Annotated in this window: 14 protein-coding genes; 7 read left to right on the forward strand and 7 right to left on the reverse strand. The window is 68.5% G+C overall.

The window, feature by feature from the left end; all coding sequences use genetic code 11:
* Positions 1 to 5: 5 nt before the first annotated feature.
* Entirely contained in the window at positions 6 to 1,421 is a 1,416-nt protein-coding gene (locus tag IU452_RS29125; protein ID WP_195112407.1) for an L-fucose/L-arabinose isomerase family protein, read from the reverse strand.
* A 180-nt stretch (positions 1,422 to 1,601) separates the two neighbouring features.
* Here IU452_RS29125 and IU452_RS29130 point away from each other — a divergent pair, with 180 nt between their 5' ends.
* Both IU452_RS29130 and IU452_RS29135 read left to right on the forward strand, forming a co-directional pair.
* On the forward strand, positions 1,602 to 2,609 hold the full coding sequence (locus tag IU452_RS29130) for a LacI family DNA-binding transcriptional regulator (protein WP_195112408.1): 1,008 nt from the start codon (positions 1,602 to 1,604) through the stop codon (positions 2,607 to 2,609).
* A 95-nt stretch (positions 2,610 to 2,704) separates the two neighbouring features.
* Complete coding sequence (locus IU452_RS29135; protein ID WP_195112409.1) at positions 2,705 to 3,889, forward strand: pyridoxal phosphate-dependent aminotransferase; 1,185 nt, start codon at positions 2,705 to 2,707, stop codon at positions 3,887 to 3,889.
* Between the two features lie 15 nt (positions 3,890 to 3,904).
* On the opposite strand, the gene IU452_RS29140 is transcribed toward IU452_RS29135, so the two are convergent.
* The 4 genes from IU452_RS29140 to IU452_RS29155 all read right to left on the reverse strand — a co-directional run bounded on the left by IU452_RS29140 (position 3,905) and on the right by IU452_RS29155 (position 8,148).
* A complete protein-coding gene (locus IU452_RS29140; RefSeq protein ID WP_195112410.1) occupies positions 3,905 to 4,543 on the reverse strand; it encodes a LysE family translocator in 639 nt (212 codons plus the stop codon).
* Between the two features lie 772 nt (positions 4,544 to 5,315).
* Positions 5,316 to 6,395, reverse strand: a complete 1,080-nt coding sequence (locus IU452_RS29145; RefSeq protein WP_195112411.1) for a 3-deoxy-7-phosphoheptulonate synthase — start codon at positions 6,393 to 6,395, stop codon at positions 5,316 to 5,318.
* 247 nt (positions 6,396 to 6,642) lie between these two features.
* A complete protein-coding gene (locus IU452_RS29150; protein WP_195112412.1) occupies positions 6,643 to 7,116 on the reverse strand; it encodes a carboxymuconolactone decarboxylase family protein in 474 nt (157 codons plus the stop codon).
* 141 nt (positions 7,117 to 7,257) lie between these two features.
* On the reverse strand, positions 7,258 to 8,148 hold the full coding sequence (locus IU452_RS29155; RefSeq protein WP_195112413.1) for an oxidoreductase: 891 nt from the start codon (positions 8,146 to 8,148) through the stop codon (positions 7,258 to 7,260).
* A 168-nt stretch (positions 8,149 to 8,316) separates the two neighbouring features.
* Here IU452_RS29155 and IU452_RS29160 point away from each other — a divergent pair, with 168 nt between their 5' ends.
* Together IU452_RS29160 and IU452_RS29165 are read left to right on the forward strand one after the other, a co-directional pair.
* The gene (locus IU452_RS29160) at positions 8,317 to 8,481 is read left to right on the forward strand and encodes a DUF5993 family protein (protein ID WP_195112414.1); all 165 of its coding nucleotides are present in this window, start codon (positions 8,317 to 8,319) and stop codon (positions 8,479 to 8,481) included.
* 5 nt (positions 8,482 to 8,486) lie between these two features.
* A complete protein-coding gene (locus IU452_RS29165; RefSeq protein WP_195112415.1) occupies positions 8,487 to 9,110 on the forward strand; it encodes a disulfide bond formation protein B in 624 nt (207 codons plus the stop codon).
* Between the two features lie 161 nt (positions 9,111 to 9,271).
* On the opposite strand, the gene IU452_RS29170 is transcribed toward IU452_RS29165, so the two are convergent.
* Positions 9,272 to 12,751, reverse strand: coding sequence for a non-ribosomal peptide synthetase (locus IU452_RS29170; protein ID WP_195112416.1), 3,480 nt, complete (start codon positions 12,749 to 12,751; stop codon positions 9,272 to 9,274).
* Between the two features lie 117 nt (positions 12,752 to 12,868).
* On the opposite strand from IU452_RS29170, the gene IU452_RS29175 reads away from it, so the two are divergent.
* Positions 12,869 to 14,485, forward strand: coding sequence for a (2,3-dihydroxybenzoyl)adenylate synthase (locus IU452_RS29175; RefSeq protein WP_195112417.1), 1,617 nt, complete (start codon positions 12,869 to 12,871; stop codon positions 14,483 to 14,485).
* 427 nt (positions 14,486 to 14,912) lie between these two features.
* Here IU452_RS29175 and IU452_RS29180 read toward each other — a convergent pair whose 3' ends face one another.
* Positions 14,913 to 16,265: a salicylate synthase gene (locus IU452_RS29180; protein WP_195112418.1), complete on the reverse strand. Its 1,353-nt coding sequence runs from the start codon at positions 16,263 to 16,265 to the stop codon at positions 14,913 to 14,915.
* A gap of 258 nt (positions 16,266 to 16,523) precedes the next feature.
* Here IU452_RS29180 and IU452_RS29185 point away from each other — a divergent pair, with 258 nt between their 5' ends.
* Complete coding sequence (locus tag IU452_RS29185; protein WP_195112419.1) at positions 16,524 to 18,902, forward strand: glycerol-3-phosphate 1-O-acyltransferase; 2,379 nt, start codon at positions 16,524 to 16,526, stop codon at positions 18,900 to 18,902.
* Positions 18,899 to 20,380: an HAD-IB family hydrolase gene (locus IU452_RS29190; protein WP_195112420.1), complete on the forward strand. Its 1,482-nt coding sequence runs from the start codon at positions 18,899 to 18,901 to the stop codon at positions 20,378 to 20,380. Before IU452_RS29185 ends, IU452_RS29190 begins: the two co-directional genes overlap by 4 nt.
* Position 20,381 lies beyond the last annotated feature (1 nt).

The raw sequence follows: 20,381 nt of genomic DNA on the forward strand, positions 1-20,381 counted from the left end.
TTCCGTCAGGCGGCGTCGCCGAAGCCGTCGTAGTCGATATCGAGTAGCTCACAGACCGCCCGCAGCTCGGCCACGTGTTCACCGGGAATCGCGTGAATGTGGTTGGCGCCGAAGCGACTCAGGAATTCACCGGCATCGACGCGCAGCCGCGCGAAGGCGTGCGGCCACTCGAAGGTCGACATCCGCATCATGGCCTCGTTGGTGGCGGCGTCGTAGGTCTCGAATTCGCCGCGCATCACCTGCATGCGGTAGCGGCCGTCGAGGCGGGTCAGCCGGGCCAGCGTGAACGAACCCGGTGCGGCCAGGTGATGGACCGACGCGCCGCCCGCGGGGAAGAAGAACACCTCCGGATAGAAGTGGGTCCTGGCCAGGTTCTCCAGCGGGTCGTCGGACCGCGCGGCGAACCAGGTGGCGTGCTGGCCGGAATTACACAGATCCCAGACGTCCCGGTCGGCGTGATAATGCCGGACGTCGGCGAACAGGACCGGGGTTCCGGACAGGCCCTTGAGCAACTGCATGGTCAGCGCCGCATCCATATCGGATTCGGTGGCGGTGACGTGGGTGGGTTTGGGGCCCTCCCAGTCGTAGGGGTCGTTGAGGAATGCCTCGGCGATATCCATCGTGGCGAAGTGGGTGGTCAGCTCCGGCTGGCCCTTGATTCCGGAGAAGTCCAGATGCCAGTCGTCGATGAGTTCGCGCATCGCGTAGTAGGAGCGGAGCTGGCGCTCGAGCAGGTCGGGCGTGAGGCTCTTGCCGTCGTAGTGGACGCCCGCCGCGTTCTTCTCCAGCCACTCCCGCGCCAGCGTGACCCGCCCGGCGTCGACGAGTTCGCTGCGCCGCACGATCTCCCACTGGTCGATCTCCTCGACGTCCACGCCGAAGGTGCGCATCCACTGATCGGTATCGGCCACCGCCGTGTACATGCCCATCGGGCGTCCGCCGATCCGTCCGAATGTCGAGCCGCGCAACGCCTGTGTGGCCGCGGCCGCACGCACCCGGGTGAGCACGCGGTCGCGGGTCTCGGGGTCGTTGATATCGCCCCACGCCCGGGTGTGGCGGCGGCCGATCTGGTCCAGCGCGCCGCCCGCCGCGAGCATGCCGACCATGCCGGGCTGCACCGGATCCAGCCCGCCGAACAGCAGCAGCGGACCCGGGGTGGCCTCGGCCGCGAGCATGGTGAAGTGCGGGAAAGCCCAGACGGCGTAATGGAATACGGTCAGATCCACTCGGTGGTCGGCGAGGCGGCGAGCGGCGGAGGTGGCCAGCTGATTGGTCCAGACGATGTCGCCGACGACCACCTCGTGCCCGGCGTCGCGCAGGGCGGCGGCCAGCGCCGCGGCGCCCTCGGAGATGAATTCGGTGATGTCGCGGTGGACGTAGTCGCGTCCGTCGGACATGGACAGCAGCCCGATGCGAGCCATGGCGGCCTCCTCGTCCCAGCGGGTTTTCTCCCCGTGTGACGTCGATCTCAGAAATCGATTTCCGATACCATAGGTTCGCACAGACCAGCCGGTCGATGCGGGGTTTCGACGGATACTGGCAGTATCGACGACAGCGGTGAGGAATCGTTTTCTCGAGGCCCGGACAGAAGGCGGTGGTGGATGGCGGTGACGATCCGCGATGTCGCGGCGCTGGCCGGTGTCTCGCCCGCCACCGTGTCCAGAGTGCTGAACGGCGACCCTCGGGTTGCGCCGGAGCTGCGCGAGCAGGTGCGCGCCGCCGTCGCCAAACTGGGCTATCGGCCCAACAGTCAGGCCAGGTCGCTGCGCACCCGGGCCACCAAGGTGCTCGGCCTCATCATCGCCGATATCCAGAATCCCTTCTTCACCGCGCTCGCCCGCGGGGTCGAGGACGCCGCCAGCGAGCACGACTACTCGGTGGTGCTGGCCAATTCCGATGAAAGCCTGGACAAGGAGCTGCGGTATCTGGAGGTCGCGGCGGCGGAACGGATGGCGGGGGTCATCCTGTCCCCGTCGTCGACCAACGCCAGCCGCATCGACACCCTCACCGATCGTGGCATTCCGGTGGTCGCCATCGACCGGCGGCTGCGCTGGGCCGAGGTCGACAGCGTCACGGTGAACAACCAGAAGGCGGCCAAGGAGGCTGTCGATCATTTGATCGCCGCGGGGGCCCGGCGCATCGCGATGATCACCGGTCCTGTCGACGCGTCGACGGCCACCAGCCGGCTCGCCGGGTATCGGGCGGCCCTGCGCGAGGCCGGTCTCGACCCGGATCCGGCCCTCGAGGTGCGCGGCGACTATCGCATCGAGGGTGGTCGCGCGGCCGCGCGCGCTCTGCTCGCCCTGCCCGAGCGTCCGGACGGGCTGTTCGTCGGCAACAACCTGATGATGGTCGGCACCCTCGACGCCCTGGGCCAGGCCGGGGTGAGCTTCCCGAACGATCTGCTGCTGGCCGGTTTCGACGAGATGAGCTGGGCCGGTTTCGCCCCGCCCATCACCCTGGTCGAACAGCCCAGCTACGACATCGGCCGCCGCGCCACCGAACTGCTGCTGCGCCGCATCTCCGGCGAGGAGTTCCCGCCCCAGCGCGTCGTCCTGTCCGCCCACCTCCGCATCCGCGCAAGCACCCGCCGACCCGCCGTCGCCTGAGCCCAGTCCCATCCGGTCCCCAGCGATCCCTCACGGTCGGTCCCCGCGATCCCTCTCGTTCCCCCGCGTCAGCGGGGGCGGGCTACCGTGTCACCATGCAGCAGACGCCGACCGTTGCCCGCTTGCGGCCCTTCGCTTCGACGATCTTCGCCGAGATGACCGAGCTCGCCGTCCGCCACGGCGCGGTCAACCTCGGACAGGGTTTTCCGGACACCGACGGGCCCGCGGCCATGCTCGAGGTGGCCAGGCAGGCGATCGCCGACGGATTCAACCAGTACCCGCCCGGGCGGGGCGTGCCCGCGCTGCGGCGGGCCATCGCCGCGGACCGGGCGCGGCGCTACGGCACCCAGTACGACCCGGACAGCCAGGTGCTGGTGACGGTCGGTGCCACCGAGGCGATCGCCGCCTCCATCCTCGGGCTCGTCGAACCGGGCCAGGAGGTGGTGCTGATCGAACCGTATTACGACTCGTACGCGGCCGCCGTCGCGTTGGCGGGGACCACCCGGCGCACGGCGCGGTTGGTGCCCGACGGCGACGGGTTCGCCCTCGATCTGGACAGCCTGCGGGCCGCGATCGGGCCGAAAACCCGGATGCTGCTGTTGAATTCGCCGCACAATCCGACCGGCACGGTGCTGGGACGCGCCGATCTGCAGGCCGTCGCCGACCTCGCGCAGCAGCACGATCTGCTGGTCGTGGCCGACGAGGTGTACGAGCACCTCACCTTCGACGGGCACGAGCACATCAGCATCGCGACGCTGCCGGGGATGTTCGACCGCACCGTCGTGATATCCAGTGCCGCCAAGACTTTCAGCGTGACGGGGTGGAAGATCGGCTGGGCGTGCGGTCCGGCGCCGCTGATCGACGGGGTGATCGCGGCCAAGCAGTTCCTGACCTTCGTCGGCGGCGGGCCGTTCCAGCCGGCCGTGGCGCACGCCCTCGAACACGAGCAGCAGTGGGTGGCTGCGCTGCGGGACAGCCTGGCCGACAAGCGGATCCGGCTGTCGCAGGCGCTGGCCGACGCCGGTTTCGGCGTGAAGCGCAGCGACGGAACCTATTTCGTCTGCGCCGACATCGCCGGTCTCACCCCGGGCGACGCCCTGGCCTTCTGCCGCGAACTGCCCGAACGCCTGGGTGTGGTGGCCGTCCCGCTCAGCGTCTTCGCCGACGACAAGACCTCCTGGAATCGCCTGGTGCGCTTCGCCTTCTGCAAACAGGACAACACCCTCAAGGAGGCCATCCGCCGCCTCCACACCGCCCACCCGGTCCGTTCGACCCCCTAGTACGCCGCGCGGGAGCTAGGCCGGGCGGGCGCGGTCGGTGGCGAGCATGATCGCCACGCCGCCCAGCAGGGTTCCGGTGATCCAGCGCTGGGCGCGCACCCACTGCGGCCGTCCGCCCAGAAAGGCGGCGAACGCTCCCGCGCCGAGCACGATCAGCCCGTTCACGGCCAGCGCGACGGCGATCTGCACTGCGCCCAGGCCGAGACTCTGCAGCCACACGCGGCCGTGCGCGGGGTCCACGAACTGCGGGATGAGCGCCATGTACATGATCGCGATCTTCGGATTGAGCAGATTGGTGACCAGCCCCATGGCGAACAGTCGCCGCACCGAATCCGTGGGCAGCCGGGTGGGCGCGAATGCCGAAACCCCGCCCGGCCGCAACGTCTTCCACGCCAACCAGAGCAGATACGCCGCCCCGGCCAGCTTCATCGTCATATACAACCCCGGCACCACCGCGAAAACAGCGGTAATCCCCGCCGTCGCCGCAGCCAGATAAACCAGAAACCCCACCGCCACCCCCGCCAACGACACAAACCCGGCCCGCCGCCCCTGCGATACCGTCCGCGACACCAGATACATCATGTTGGGCCCCGGCGTCACCACCAGCCCCAACGCCGCCAGCCCAACCCCCACCACAGCACCGATCTCGATCATTCCCCCATGCTCACCCGCCCCTCCCCACCTGTCGCGATCCACTTCCCACCCAGTGGCCCTCCCATCAACAGCCGTCCCGAGTCACCGTCAGAGACCCCTGCCCCGGCGCTGGCGCGCCGGGGCAGGGAAACCAGAAGCCCACCGCGATAAGGGAAACCAAACGCCACCACGGCAATGACCAGAAACCCACCCGCAAAGACCCCAGACACCCACCCCAGCAAAGGACCCAGACACCGACTGCAACAAGGGAACCAGAGGCCGACCACGGCAGAATCAGAGGACGCGCCGGGCCGGGAACCAGAGGAGAAGCGCCTCCCGTACCCCAGCCAGAAGCGACCTCGGGTTCCCCAGTCGGAAGCGGCCTCTCGGTCCCCAGCCCGAAGCGCCCACTGGTTCCCCAACCCGAAGCGGCCTCCCGTTCCCCAGCCCGAAGCGCCCACTGGTTCCCCAACCCGAAACGGCCTCCCGTTCCCCAGCCCGAAGCGCCCACTGGTTCCCCAACCCGAAACGGCCTCCCGTTCCCCAGCCCGAAGCGCCCACTGGTTCCCCAACCCGAAGCGGCCTCCCGTTCCGGAAGCGGCCTCCCGTTCCACAGCCAGAAGCGGCCTCCCGTTCGACAGCCAGAAGCGGCCTCTCGCTCCACAGCCAGAAGCGGCCTCCCGCTCCACAGCCGGAAGCGGCCACTGGTTCCCCAGCCCGAAGCGGCCTCTGGCTTCCTGCCAGAAGCGATCACTGGTTCCCCTGCCTCGGCGCGCCAGCGCCGGGGCAGGGGTTAGCGGCGGCGGTGGGCTATGGCGGTGGCCAGGTGGTTCAGTTGGGTTTCGGTGGTGGGCCAGTCCAGGCAGGCGTCGGTGATGGATTGGCCGTAGACGAGGTCGGCGGAGCGGCCGAGGGTGAGGTCTTGGCGGCCCGCTACCAGGAAGCTTTCCATCATGATGCCGACGACGCCGGGCTCCGCGGCGGCCAGCCGCTCGGCGATGTCGGCCACCACGTCGGCCTGCTTGTTGTGGTCCTTGTTGCTGTTGCCGTGACTGGCGTCCACCACGACCCGCTGGGGCAGCGCGGCCTTCTCCAGCCGGATGCAGGCGTCGGCGACCGATGCGGCATCGTAATTGGGGCCGGTGCTGCCGCCCCGCAGAATCACGTGACAGTCCGGGTTGCCGGCCGTGCGGATCAGCGCGGCACGCCCATCCAGATCGGTGCCGGGGAAGACATGACTCGCCGCGGCCGCACGCACCCCGTCGACGGCCACTTGCACGTCTCCATCGGTGCCGTTCTTGATGCCGACCGGCATCGACAGCGCGCTCGACAACTGCCGGTGCACCTGGCTGGCCGCGGTCCGCGCGCCGATCGCACCGTAGGAGACCAGATCGGCGATGTACTGCGGGGTGATCGGGTCGAGGAATTCACAGGCCACCGGCAAGCCGAGCGCGGTGATGTCGGCCAGCAGCCGCCGCCCCAGACGCAGGCCGGTGTTCACATCGAAGCTTCCGTCCAGGTGCGGGTCGTTGATCAGGCCCTTCCACCCGAGCGTGGTGCGCGGCTTCTCGAAGTACACCCGCATCACCACGTGCAGGTGATCGGCCAGCTCGGCGGCCTTGACCGCGAGCCGGCGAGCGTAGTCGAGGGCGGCGTCGGGATCGTGCACCGAGCACGGGCCGACGATCACCATCAGGCGGTCGTCGTCACCGTTCAGCACATCGACGGTGGCTCGGCGACCGGCACGCACGGTTTCGGCCAGCGCGTCATCGATCGGGAAGGCCCGGCGCACGTCCGCGGGCGACAGCAGGGGGCTGATGCTCAGGGTGCGCTGATCGTCGAGGTCGGCGGCACTCGCGTCGACGGATGTCATCGTGTGGGTTCCTTTTCTCAAACCGACCCACCGAGACTGGATTCCCCGCAAGCCGGTTTGCTATCCGGCACGGGGTGGGGAGAAGGTCAGCGCGGTTCACCGACCGGCCCACCCAGGGCCGGCTTGATAAACCAGAAATACGCGCGCTGCACGAGGGCGACTGTACCAGGTACATCTGCCCGATTCGGAGAGCATCCTCCGTGATTCGGCAGACACTCGCTACAGTCGCCCTCGTCCACGACCCCACTCAGTCGAACATGCCCACCTCGTAGCTACCCGCAGGGGTGCGGGCAATCACATTCAGGCGGTTGTAGGTATTGATCAGGGCGATCGCACAGATCAGGGCGGAGATCTGGTCGTCGTTGTAGTGCTTGCGCACCTGCTCCCAGGTCTCGTCGCTGACTCCGTGGTGGGCATCGGCAATGCGGGTGCCCTCCTCGGTCAGGGCCAGCGCCGCCCGCTCGGCCTCGGTGAACACGGTCGCCTCGCGCCAGGCGGCGACGAGGTTGAGCCGCACCGAGGTCTCGCCGGCGGCCGCGGCGTCCTTGGTGTGCATATCGGTGCAGAAGCCGCAGCCGTTGATCTGGCTGGCGCGGATCTTGACCAGTTCGTACGTGGACTTGGGCAGCGGGGACTGCTCGATCGTCAGCCCCGCATTGCCGATGCGCTTGACGAACTTGGCAGCAATGTCGCTGGCGAACAGGTTGAATCGGGGTTCCATGACTGCGTCCTCAGGTGTCTCGAGCCGCATCACTCGCGGCGTCCGTACACAAAGAGGACGAGGGCGGCGGAGGAAGTGTGACAACGCCGGATTGTGACCTGCGCCACCGCGGATCCACGGCGCCGGGCCGCAGGTGTCGGCCTAGGTCTGACGGCGCACGAACGGGTAGCTGACCTTGGTCAGCTGCTCCGACAGTTCCCACAGGCGACGAGCGGTGACCTCATCGCGCGAGGCCGACGACGAACCGCAGCGCACCGGATACCCGCGCAGCCCGCGCCAGCCGGACGGGCCGTAGAACGCGCCGGGTTCCACGTCGGCGACCGACGCCGCGTACAGCGTTGGCAGCGCGCCCATTTCGGCGCTCTGCGCCAGCACACGGTTACCGAACGCCATGATCGTGTCGATGAACGATTCGGTATGCGACTGCAGTTCGGTGGCGGCGTAGCCCGGGTGGGCGGCAACCGAGATCTTCGACAAGCCCGCCGCGGTCAGCCGCCGCTGCAGCTCGTAGGCGAACATCAGATTGGCCAGCTTGGCCTGGCCGTAAGCCTGCCAGCGGTCGTAGCGGCGCCGCTCCCAGTTCAGATCGCCCAGGTCGATCTTGCCGATCACATGGGCACCGCTGGACACCGTCACGATGCGGTCGGAGATCTTGTCGAGCAGCAGGCCCGTGAGTGCGAAATGCCCGAAATGGTTTGTGCCGATCTGCATCTCGAAACCATCGGCGGTGCGGCGCAGCGGCACGGCCATCACGCCGGCATTGTTGATCAGCACGTCGGCGCGGTCGACGGAGTCGGCGAACTCGTGGACCGACGACAGGTCGGCCAGGTCGAGGCGGCGCACCACCGCCCGCTCGCCGATCGAATTCGCGACCGCCCGCGCCTTCACCTCGTCGCGGCACGCCATGATCACTCGCGCACCCGCCGCGACCAGCGATCGCGTTGTCGCCGCGCCGATCCCGCTATTGGCGCCGGTGACGATGACCGTGCGGCCGCTCTGATCGGGGATGCCGGAAGTGTCCCATCGGTTCACTTCCAAGAGTCTAGAGGTGCCGCAGGGCTACGTCTTCCGGCTCGACATCTACATCCGACCGACCAGTACTTGCCAGCTGTTTGCGACAGATTCAGAGACGGCCCGCGCGCGGCGTGTCCACGCGTCGATCCACCGGATGCCATCACCGCCGACGTACCGTCCGAGAGTATGGACACGATCATCTTTGCGGGTTTGCTCGCGGTTGTGGTGCTGCTGTATCAGCAACGTTCGCGACGCTGGGTGCTGGCCGGGTGGTGGATCGTGCTCGCCCTGACGCTCGTGCTGCTGCGCCACCACATCACCAGCGGCCTCGGCCTGGGACTGACGTGGTGAGCGCCATGACCGAACAGACCACCGCGCAATGGAGTTCGCGGCTCGGGCAGCTGCAGTATTGGCTCGCCGTCGTCTTCATCGTCGGGTGGTGCGGTGTCGTCTGCGGCGGACTCGGCGATCAGTTCATCGCCTGGGATTATCCGTGTCCGCTGTGCCTGGTGCAGCGCATGTTCATGCTGCTGGCGGCGATCGGCGGTGCCTACATCGTGCGCAAGGGTATGTCCGGCTTCATTGCGCCCCGCGATTACGCGACGGGGTGGGGGTTGGCCATAGTCGCCTGTGTGGCAGGGGGTTTCACCTCCTGGCGACAGACCATGCTGCACATCCTGCCCGGCGATCCGGGATACGGCGGACCGGTGCTGGGCCTGCACCTGTATGTCTGGGCGTGGATCCTGTTCGTCGCCGCGATCGCGACGATCGGCGTGGTCACCTGTTTCGCGAAAGAAACCGCGGCCCAGGTTATTCCGGACAAGCCGCACCGGATCGTCGGGATGCTCGCCATCGGATTCCTCGCCCTGGTGATCGGAATCAACTTGGTGGCGGTGTTTCTGGAAGAAGGGTTCCACTGGTTCCTGCCCGACGATCCGTCGCGCTACCAGTTCTTCTACGACGTACACATTTTGGGGTGAGGGAGATCCCGTCGTCTCGGCCCCAGGGGGCCGAGACGACGGGACTGTGAGGGGCCTACGGCCGACGACGGGGGCGGGCGGACCTGCCGTGGGGTGATTGAAGTCGCGGGTCCGACCGAGACGACGGGAGTTGTGGGTTGACGGGGTCTGGGCCCGGGTTGTCAGGCCTGGGCCAGGACTTCCTCGTCGGTCATGGCGGCGACCTCCATGTAGAGGCGGGCGACCGTGTCGAGGCGGTCGGGGGTGCCGTTGGCGGCTTCGCGGGTCGAGAGGCGTTGGGCCAGGCCCGCGATGGTTCGCGTGGCGAACAGGTCGGCTACCACGGTGTCGGGGGCGTCCAGCCACTCGCGGATGCGGGCGATGACGGTGGTGGCGAGTACCGAGTCGCCGCCGAGGGCGAAGAAATCGTCGTGGACGCCGACGCGATCGGTGCCCAGGACACCGGAGACGATGTCCACGAGCGCGGCTTCCAGATCCGTGCTCGGGGCGTTGTCCTGGGCCTCGGCGGCACCGGACCGCAGGGCCGCCAGCACCGCGCGCCGGTCCAGTTTCCCGTTGGCGGTCAACGGCATCGGGTCCAGGATCTCTAGCCGCGTGGGAACCATGTAGGCGGGCAACAGCTCTGCGGCCGTGGCCAGCACGTTCTCGGCCGAATCGACCGTTCCCGACACGGCCGCGACGAGTTTCGGAGCGCCGCCGTCCAGCACCGCGGCCACCGCGTGGCGGACACCGAATGCCCGGCGCAGCGCGCTCTCCACCTCGCCCAATTCCACGCGATACCCGCGGATCTGGACTTGGTGATCGGCACGGCCGAGGAATTCGATGGTGCCGTCGGGCCAGTACCGAGCCATATCACCGGTCTTGTACCAGCGCAGGCCGTCGAAGTCGACGAAGCGCTGGGCCGTGCGCTCCGGATCGTTGCGGTAGCCCGCGGCCACATTCGCGCCACCGACCCACAGCTCGCCCGGAACCCAGTCCGGACAGTCCCGCCCGGCGGGAGATACGATGCGGCACCGCACATTTCGCAGCGGCACACCGAACGGAACGCTCGTCCAGTCCGCCGGGGGATCGGACACCTCGCAGATCGTGTTGTGGATCGAGGTCTCGGTCGCACCGCCCAGGCCGGAGAACCGGCAGCCGGGCACCTGCCGCGCCAGCCGCCGCGCCAGCTCCGCACCCACCCAGTCCCCGCCCAGGGTGACCGCGCGCAGTGAATCGCCCAGCCGGTCGCCGCCGATCTCCAGAATCATGTCGAGCATGCTCGGCACACAGTTGAGGATCGAAACCCGATGCTGCCGCAGCAATTCCACCCAGCTGGTGGCCTCCGCGCGCTGCCGCGCATCGACCGCGACCAGCGAACCACCCACCGAGAACATGCCGAAGATGTCGTACACCGAGGCATCGAATTCCAAGGCCGACAGCGCGAGTACGCGATCGGCACCGCCCACATCGAACCAGTCGTTGACCGCATCGATGGTGTTCATCGCGCCGCGGTGCGGGACATCGACGCCCTTGGGCACACCGGTCGACCCGGAAGTGAAGATCACGTAGGCGATCTGCTCGGTAGCCGGGATGACAGCCTGCGCCAACGGCTTCGGATACTCACGGGCGTCCTCCAGCGCCAGGCACGGCACGGCCGGATCGCCCATTTCGGCGCCCGCGACACTCAGCGCCGCGGAAACCTCTGCGGTGCACAGGATCTCGGTCCGCCGCGCCACCGGCTGGTCGAAACCGATAGGCACATAGGCCGCCCCGGCCGCGAGCACGCCCAGCACGGCCACGATCTGCTCGCGTCCCTTGGGCAACTGCACGGCCACCGCATCGCCGGGGCGCACCCCGCTCGCCTGCAATGCCCCGGCCACGGCGAGGGCCTGTCGGGCCAGGTCACCGTAGGTCCAGGCACCGGCCTCGGCACCGAGACCCCACACCACCGCGACGTCATCGGGAGCGGTCGCGGCGTGGTCGAAGAACCCCTGATGCAGGCAGCGGCCGCTGACCGGTCCGTCGGTCGCGTTGACGCGGGCCCGCACCAATGCCTGCTCGACGGGCAGCCGCACCGCGGCCTCTGCCGACCAGCCCGCCTCATCGGCCAGGCGCCCGATCGCCGCGGTGTAGCAGGCGAACATGGCGTCGATCATGCCCTCCGGGAATGCGTCCCGGCGCACGTCCCAGTTGAGCAGCAGACCGCCGCGCACCTCGGTGACCTGGGCGTCGAGCAGGACCTGGGGCCCTTGCGAGATGATCCACGCCGGCTCGCCGAAGGTCTCGGTGACACGGTCGGCGAACAGTTCACCGAGATTGAGCGCACTGGTGTAGACCACCGGCGCCAGCACCGGTTCGCCACGAAACCGGCTCAGGTCGCGCAGCACGTCCAGCCCGGGATAGGCCGCGTGTGCACCGCTTTCGTGCATGGCGCGCTGCAGGCTCGCGGCCCGCTCGGTGACCGTCATGTTCTCGGTGACGTCGACCTCCAGCATGATCGAGGAGGTGAAATCGCCGATGATGCGGTCGATGTCGGGATGCACCGGTTCCCGGTGGAACAACGGCACATTCAGCAGGAAACGAGGCTGCGCCGACCAGCCGCCGATGGTCTCGGCGAAGACCGCCGCCAGCGCCATGGCCGGTGTCACGCCGCGCCGATGCGCCGCCGCGAGCAGCCGCTCCTTCGCCTCGGGAGCCAGCCAGTGGTTGTAGCGCACGGTGCGATGCGGCTCGGCCCGGCGGCCCGCGGGCACGGTCGGAAGTTCCGGCGCACCGGGGAGTTCCGGCAAGCGCTCCTGCCACCACTGCCGATCACGCTCGCGCGCAACGGAATCCCCCTGGCGTTCGGTCAGGTAACGCCGATAGCTGTAGTCCGGCCGCGGCAGCCGCGCACCGTGGTACAGCTCGGCGAGATCGGAGGTCAGCACGCGGTAGCTCATCGCGTCGCCGGCCAGCATGTCGACGTCCAGGTGCAGTCGGCTGCGCTCGTCGTCGAGCAGGGTGAGGGTGATGTCGATGACCTGGCCGTCCTCGATGGCCAGCCGCTGATGGGTCTTGGTGTCGCGCAACTGCTCCAGCGTCGCCTCGACCGTCTCGGGATCGCGACCACGCAGGTCGACGACGGAGAACACCGGGCGTCCGGGTTCTGGCAGAGTCTGCTGAGTGCCGTCCGGGAGGAATCGGGTGCGCAACATCGGATGCAGGGCCACCAGCTCGGCGACCGCCCGCTCCAAGCGCGCGGGATCGGTTGCGCCGCCGTCGAATTCGACGTAGAGGTGGGCGGCGACGCCGCCGAGTTCCTGCTCGTCCGAACGCCCGATCCAGTAGGCGTGCTGCATGGTGGCCAGGGGGAACGGCTCGTCCGCAGCCGGATCGGCGGTGCTCGCCGCCGGGGCGTCCCTGGTCGGCGCGGCCTGCGAACCGCCGAGCAGTTCGAACCAGGAATCGACGCTCGGGGCGGCCGCGAGCTGAGCGAAGTTGACGTCGATGCCACGCTTGCGCCAGCCTCCGGCCAATTTCATCGTGCGGATCGAGTCCAGGCCCAGCTGGATGAGATCGTCGTGATCCGCGATGTCGGACGCGGTGACGCCGAGCTGCTCGGCGATCGCGGCACGGATCTCGTCCCGATCGATGCTGCCCTGCTGCTGTCCTGACTCCATGTCCGCTGTCACTCCTTGTTCCGGCCGATCGGCCACAGCGTAACCTACTGAGATAGGGTTGCCTAACCTACCTAAGGTGACCCTGATAACTGCCGTGTGAACCGTGAGGCCAGACCCGTGACATCGACATCTCCCGTCCAGGACCATCGCGAGGGCTTCGTCTCGTTCCCCGCCGACGTCGCCGAGTCCTACCGTGCCGCCGGATATTGGGTGGGCCGATCTCTCGGGGAGCTGTTGCGGGAGGCCGCCCGGCAGTGGCCGGAGCGGCCGGCGCTGCACGAGGCGAACGGAAGCCGGACGTATGCGCAGCTCGACGGCGACGCCGATCGGCTGGCCCATGGGTTCCTGGCACTCGGTATCGCGCCCGGCGATCGCGTCGTGGTGCAGTTGCCGAATGTGCCCGCGTTCGTGCCGCTGCTGTTCGGGCTGCTGCGGGCCGGGGTGATTCCGGTGCTCGCGCTGCCCGCCCATCGGCGCGCCGAAATCGAACATTTGGCCGAATTGTCCGGGGCGGTGGCCTATCTCATTGCCGATCAGGTCGGTGCCTTCGACTATCGGGAGCTTGCGGCGGAGGTTCTGGAGCGGGTCGGCTCGCTGCGGCAGGTGTTCGTGCTGGGCGAGCCGGGGCCGTTCATCGGCGTGGATTCGATTCCGCGCGAGGGTGGTTCACTGCCGGAGATCGATCCGAGCGATATCGCGGTGATGCTGGTCTCGGGCGGTACGACCGGATTGCCGAAGCTGATCGCCCGCACGCACGACGACTACGCCTATAACGCGCAGGCCAGTGCCGAAGTCTGCGAACTCGGCCCGGACGACGTGTATCTCGCGACTCTGCCTGCCGCGCACAACTTCCCGCTCGCCTGCCCGGGCATTCTCGGCACCGTTGCGACCGGAGGATCGATCGCCCTCGTCGATGATCCGAGTCCGGAGAACGCCTTCGCCGCCGTCGAACGACACCGGGTGACGGTCACCGCCATGGTCCCGCCGCTGGCCCAGCTCTGGTGTGCGGCCACCGAATGGGAGGAGGCCGACCTGTCCTCGTTGCGGCTGGTCCAGGTCGGTGGCGCCAAACTGGCTGAAGTGAATGCCCGGCAGGTGGAGCCCGCGCTGGGGGCCCGGCTGCAGCAGGTGTTCGGGATGGCCGAGGGGTTGCTCAACTACACCCGCCTCGACGATTCCGACGACCTGATCTGCGGCACCCAGGGACGTCCGCTGTCACCCGCCGACGAGATTCGCATCGTCGATGGCGAAGGCAACGACGTGGCGCCCGGCGAAGAGGGTGAGCTGCTGACCCGCGGTCCGTACACCATCCGTGGCTATTACCGTGCGCCGGAACACAATTCCCGTGCGTTCACCCCGGACGGCTACTACCGCAGCGGGGATCTGGTGCGCCGCCTGCCCAGCGGGCACCTGATCGTCTCGGGACGCATCAAGGACGTGATCAACCGGGGCGGCGAGAACGTCTCCTGCGACGAACTCGAGGAGCACCTGCTCGCCCACCCCGCCGTCCGCCACGCCGCCGCCGTCGGCCTCCCCGATCCGGCCCTGGGCGAAAAGGTCTGCGCCGTCCTGGTAGTCGACGGCCCCATGCCAGCCCTCGCCGAAATCAAAACCTTCCTCACCGCGCGAGGCCTGGCCACCTACAAACTCCCCGACATCCTCCGCCAGGCCGACCACCTCCCCCTCACGGCCGTCGGCAAGATCGACAAGAAGGTCTTGCGCACCAGTTTGTGAAAACCCCGCACGCAACGCGCCAGGGCGCGTTGCGTGCGGGGATGCGAAACCGACCACTCCTACGGGGATGCGAAACCGACCACGCCTACGGGGACGCGAAACCGACCACGCCTGCGAGGACTCGAAACCGACCACGCGTGTGGGGATGCGGAACTGACCACTCATGCGGGGATGCGGAACCGGCCGCACGTGCGGGGATGCGGAACCCGGCCGCACGTGCGGGGATACGGACCCGGCCACGCATGCGGGGCTTTAGAGCCGGTGGCGGGTCCAGGGATTCGAAGCGGCGCGGGTGCACGGAGTGGAACCTGGCCGCACGTGCGCACTCTGTCATCTGCGCTTGGGCACCCTCGTCACCCGGCGTGCCTAGCCGCTCGTCACCCCGGCGTGCTCGACGGTTTGTCACCCCGGCGGGCGTTTGGCCGGGTCAGGCCTCGACTACGTAGGGGGCGATGCTGGTGAGTTTTTCGCAGGTTTCTTCGAATTCGCGGTCGGGGCGGGATTGGGCGACTATGCCGGCGCCTGCGCGGAGCCAGGCGCCCTCGGTGGTTTGGTAGACCGCGCGGAGGACCAGGGTGGCTTCCATGGCGCCGGTTGGGGAGATCGTCACCACGGCACCGGAGTACAGACCGCGGGGGTCGTGGTCGAGGCGGAAGACCGCGTCGACGCCGGAGGATTTGGGGATTCCCGAGGCGGTGACCGATGGGAACAGGATTTCCAGGGCGTCCCATGGGCTGCGGGTGGCGGCCAGGCGGCCGCGGACTGTGGAGGCGAGGTGCTGCACGCTGCCGCGCTCGCGGACCGCCATGAAGTCCGATACCGCCGCGGTGCCCGGCTCGGCGACCGCGGAGATCTCGGCGAAGGAGGTCTGCACCGAGATCGCGTGCTCCACGATCTCCTTGGGGTCGGCGACGAGGTCTGCCCGCGCCGCCTGGTCGGCATCGTCACCGCGGCCGAAAGCCCGTGTACCCGCCAGCGGTTCGGTGGTCACCACGCGGCCCTCGTCCACGGCGACCACCAGCTCCGGGCTGAAGCCGGCGGCCTCGAGACCGCCCAGCCGCAGCAGGAACGACCGCGCCGGGGTGTTGTAGGCCCGCCCGAGCCGATAGGTGGCCGGAACATCGACGACGAACGGCAGATCGACCTTCCGCGACAGGATCACCTTCTGATAGCGCCCGCTGCGGATCTCACCGACCGCCTCGGCCACCCGATCCCGGTAAGCCGTGGGATCGATGCTGATGTCGGCCGGACGCGGCTGCGGCAGTGCGGTGTCCTGTGCGGCGGCGATGATCTCGTGGATCTCACCGGCCTCGTGCAGGGTCGAGCCCGAGATCCGCACCCCGGTTGCGCCGATGTGCACCTCGATGCGCGGAACCATCAGATGCGCCAGCGCCGTTCGGGGACCCAGATGCGCGGTGGCGTCCAGCGCCCAGGCGCAGAACTCGAATCCGATCCAGCCGTAGGCGTGCCGTCCGTTGAGCGGCAGCTCGGCCAGCGCCCGGTCGATCACACCGGCCGGACTCCCCTCCCAGGGGCCCGCCGTGGTGCTGCCGTGCCAATCCACCCGTAGCTCGTGGGCGTCCAATTCGACGCTGCCGATAGGATCGGCCGCGAACACCCACTCACCCGGCCGCTCGTACACCACGTACTCGCCGAACCGATCGGCGGCCGCAAGCGCGGAAACCGCTGCGACGGGGTCGATTCCGCAGGCCGCGGTGAATGTCGCCCCCGGACCGTCCCCATACCCGATTCGCACCCGCTCGTCCGTGGTCGACACCATTCCTCCAAGGTTATGCTTACCTAACTCTGGGAGGTAAGGCTAGCATTACCTCTATTCGCTGTGCGTGTGCCGACGAGCACATCTGCCAGGGGTGGGTAATCCCGGCAAAAAGCACACCGGGAAATGAGGGGGTGGCACACCGGGAAATGAGGGGTGGCACGCCGGGAATTAGGAGGGGAGGCGTCGCTCTGGCGAACCTCCTGCGGGAAACCTGCCGTCCGGGCTTCAATGGGGAAGCGTCACCTGATGGAGGGTTTCATGATCGAGCACCGTGCCGATGTTGCCGCGGCGAGCACTCCGGACGCCGCGCCGCGGTCGGTTGTGGCGCTGGTGGACGCCTCCTCTCCGGTGGAGCGGGAATTGGTCGGCGGGTGGCTGGCCGAGGGCGGGATCGCCGCGGAGTACGGGGTGGACGTGCCGGTCACTCAGCTCGATCTCGATGCCGAAGCGGTGGCCGAGCGGCTGGTCGGGCGGCACGACGATCCACTCGTGGTGCCGGTGCGTGTGGTGTGGTTGCCACCCGAGCGAGACGGGGTGCGCCGCACCACCTTTGCCGATCTGGTCACCCTCAGCAATCCCCGCAAACCCCATCCGCTGATGCAGCGCCGGCTGGTCGCCAAGGCTCCGGACCGCCACCTCGTCCTCACCGGCCAGCCCGCGCGCCTGAGCGAGCTGCGCGCGAACAACCCGAATGTCGCGGGCAGCGTCGAACCGTTCGCGCGCGCCGTCGTCCGGGCCGGGATCGTCGCCCTGGAACGTGCCGAACGCGCCGTCATCGGCGACCGCTACAAGGTGCCGCGGCTGGTCGCCGAGGAGATCCTCGACTCCCCCGAATTCCTGCGCCGCCTCGACGCCATCGCCGCCCATATCGGCACCAACTCCCATGAGGTGTACCGCCGCGCGGAGAAGGCGCTGCGGGAATTGGTTGCGGCACAGAGCCGTCTGGTCTCCGACCTGTTCACCCAGGCCATGCGGCCGGTGCACGCCTCGACCTGGAAACTGGACTGCGACCCGTCCGGCCTGGCCGGGCTGCGCCGCCTCAACCGCCGCTATCCGCTGGTCTTCCTGCCCTCACACCGGTCCTACGTGGATGCGTTCGTGCTCGGAGACGTGCTGGCCCGCAACGACTTTCCCCCTAATCACGTGATCGGCGGGGCGAATCTGCGGTTCTGGCCGATGGGACCGATAGCCCGGCGCACCGGAACCGTCTTCATCCGCCGCAGTTTCGGCGACGACGAGGTGTACAAGGCGGTCGTCGAGGAGTACTTCGCCTATCTGCTGGCCAAACGATTCAACCTGGAGTGGTACTTCGAGGGCGGCCGCACCCGCACCGGAAAACTGCGCCCGCCGCGCTACGGCCTGCTGAACTACCTTGCGGCGGCGATCCGTTCGCGCCGCGTCGACGATGTGATGCTGGTGCCGGTATCGATCACCTACGAGCGACTCAACGAGTTGGGTGCGATCGCCACCGAACAGGTCGGCGGCGCCAAGAAGCCCGAGGGTCTGACCTGGCTGGCGCGTTATATTCGCAGCCAACAACATTCGGCGGGCCACGTGTATGTGCGCTTCGGCGAACCGCTCTCGGCGCGGGAACGACTGTCCGCACACGGCGATCCGCTGCTTCCCGACCCCGGTCCGGCCCAGCCACTGCCACCGGACGTCGACGAACAGGAGCGAAAAGCGATCCAGCGGTTGGCCTTCGAGGTCGCGGTCGGCATCAATAGGGTTACGCCCATCACCGTCAACGCCCTGGTCACCTTGGCATTGCTCGGCGTGCACGAGCGCGCGTTGACCCTCGGCGAGGTGCGGGCGGTCCTGCTGCCGGTGCTCGGCTACATCGAACGCCGCGAGCTGCCCAGCGGCGAACTCGCGGTGCTGCGCGACGATCAGGGCCTCGCGGTGGTGCTCGAACAGCTGTCGCTGGCGAAGGTCGTGACGGTCTATCGGGGTGGCCTGGAACCGGTCTACTCGATCGAGCCGGGCGCGCATCTGGAGGCCGCGTTCTACCGCAACAGCGCGGTGCACTGGTTCGTCGATCGCGCGATTCTCGAACTGGCCATCCTCACCGCGGTGGAGGCGCCGGAGGGCGACCAGCTGCGTGTCGGATGGGATGCCGCCTTCCGGCTGCGGGATTTGCTCAAGTTCGAATTCTTCTTTCCCGAACGCGCCGAGTTCGCCACTCAGTTGACCCGGGAAATGCTGCTGGTGGACCGGGATTGGCATCGCCGCACCGCCGACGGCACACTCGGCGCGGACCTGCTGGCCGAACTCGCCGGTTCCGGCTTCATCATGGCCCACCGCGTGCTGCGCTCGTTCTTCGACGCCCAGTTGGTGGTGGCCGAACGGCTGGCCGACCACGATGCCGGCGCACCGCCGGACCACAAGCAGTTCATCGACGAATGCCTGGCCGTCGGCAGGCAGATGCTGCTGCAGCAGCGGCTGCACAGCCCCGAATCGGTGTCCTCCGAACTGTTCTCCGGCGCACTGAAACTCGCCGACAATCACGGCCTGCTCAGGCCCGACGGCACCGACCTGTCGGCCCGCCGCCGGGCCTTCGCCGATGAGCTGCGCGCGATCGGGGCGCGGATCTCGCGGGCGGCCACCCTCGATCCGTCCCATCGGGCGGAGGTGTTATGAGCGTGCCGTGCGGGCCGGTGGGGGCGATCACCGAGGACGAGGCGGTCGCCGCCGTCCGCTCCGGCCCGCCGGGTCCCCACATCGCGGCGGTCTTCGATTTCGGCGGCACCGTGGTCCACGGCTTCACACCGCCGTCGGGCCCGCGGAGATTCCTGCTGCGCCGAGACCCTCGGCGCGCCCTCGCCGACAGCCTGCTGTCCAGCATCCGCGGTGCCCGCGGCGAGGGGGAGTACGAACGGTTCCTGCAGCGCACCATGCACACCTGGGCCGGTCGTACGGAGTCCGAACTCACCGAACTCGGCGAGGACCTGTTCCGCCACACCATCTACGGCCATCTGTATCCGGAGGCGTGGCGGCTGATCCGCGCCCATGAGGGCGCCGGGCACACGATTGTTCTGGCCACCTGCCTGACCCGTTTCCAAGTGCTGCCCGCCGCCAGGGAATTGGGTGTCGAGCATGTGCTCTGTACGCCGATGGCGGTGCAGGACGGGGTGCTCACCGGTCATGTCGACGGAAAACCGCTGTGGCGCACCGGCAAGGCCGAGGCGGTCCGCCGATTCGCCCGTGCGCATGGTCTCGATCTACCGAACAGCTACGCCTATGCCGACGCCGCGCCCGATCTGCCGCTGCTGGAGCTGGTCGGCCGTCCCACGGCGGTCAATCCGGATCCGCGCACGGCGATCGAGGCCACCGAACGCAATTGGCCGGTGCTGGCCTTCCGGCCGCGTCAGCCCGCGCGGCTGCGCGATGTCGCCCGCACCGCGGCCGGTTTCGCCGGGCTGCTCGGCGGGGCCGCGGCCGGGGTGGCCGCGAAATCCGGTACGCGCGATCAGCGGCGCATGGCCGATTCGATGATCACCGTCGCCGCCGGTGCCACCCTGCGCGCGACAGGCGTTCGGCTGCGGGTCGTCGGCGCCGAGTACGCCCGCTCCCCACGCCCGGCCGTGTTCATCTTCAATCATCAGAGCCAGTTCGACATGGTGGTACTGGCGGAGGTGCTGGGTGCGGGTTTCACCGGAATCGTCAAGAAGGAGGTCACCGGCAATCCGATCTTCGGGCCGCTGATGCGCTTCGCGGGGGCGACCTTCATCGACCGTTCCGATACCGCCGGTGCGAAGGCGGCCCTGGCTCCGGTCGTGGAGACGCTGCGGGGTGGTCTGTCGATCGTCATCGCGCCGGAGGGAACGCGCTCGCTGACGCCGCGCGTGGGGCGGTTCAAGAAGGGTGCGTTTCACATCGCCAGGCAGGCTGGGGTGCCGATCATCCCGGTGGTGATCCGCAATGCGGGCGAAATAGCCTGGCGCAATTCGGCAATCGTGCGCAAAGGAGTCGTCGATGTGGCGGTGCTGCCGCCGATCGATGTGGGCGGCTGGGATCCGCGGGCGATGGACGCGGAGATCGAGCGGGTGCGGCAGCTGTTCGTCGACACGCTGCTCGACTGGCCCGCCCCGGCCGCCGATGCCGCGCTGACCTCGTGAC

Origin of the sequence: Nocardia transvalensis (assembly GCF_015477765.1) — a bacterium.
Classification (GTDB): Bacteria; Actinomycetota; Actinomycetes; order Mycobacteriales; family Mycobacteriaceae; genus Nocardia; species Nocardia transvalensis_A.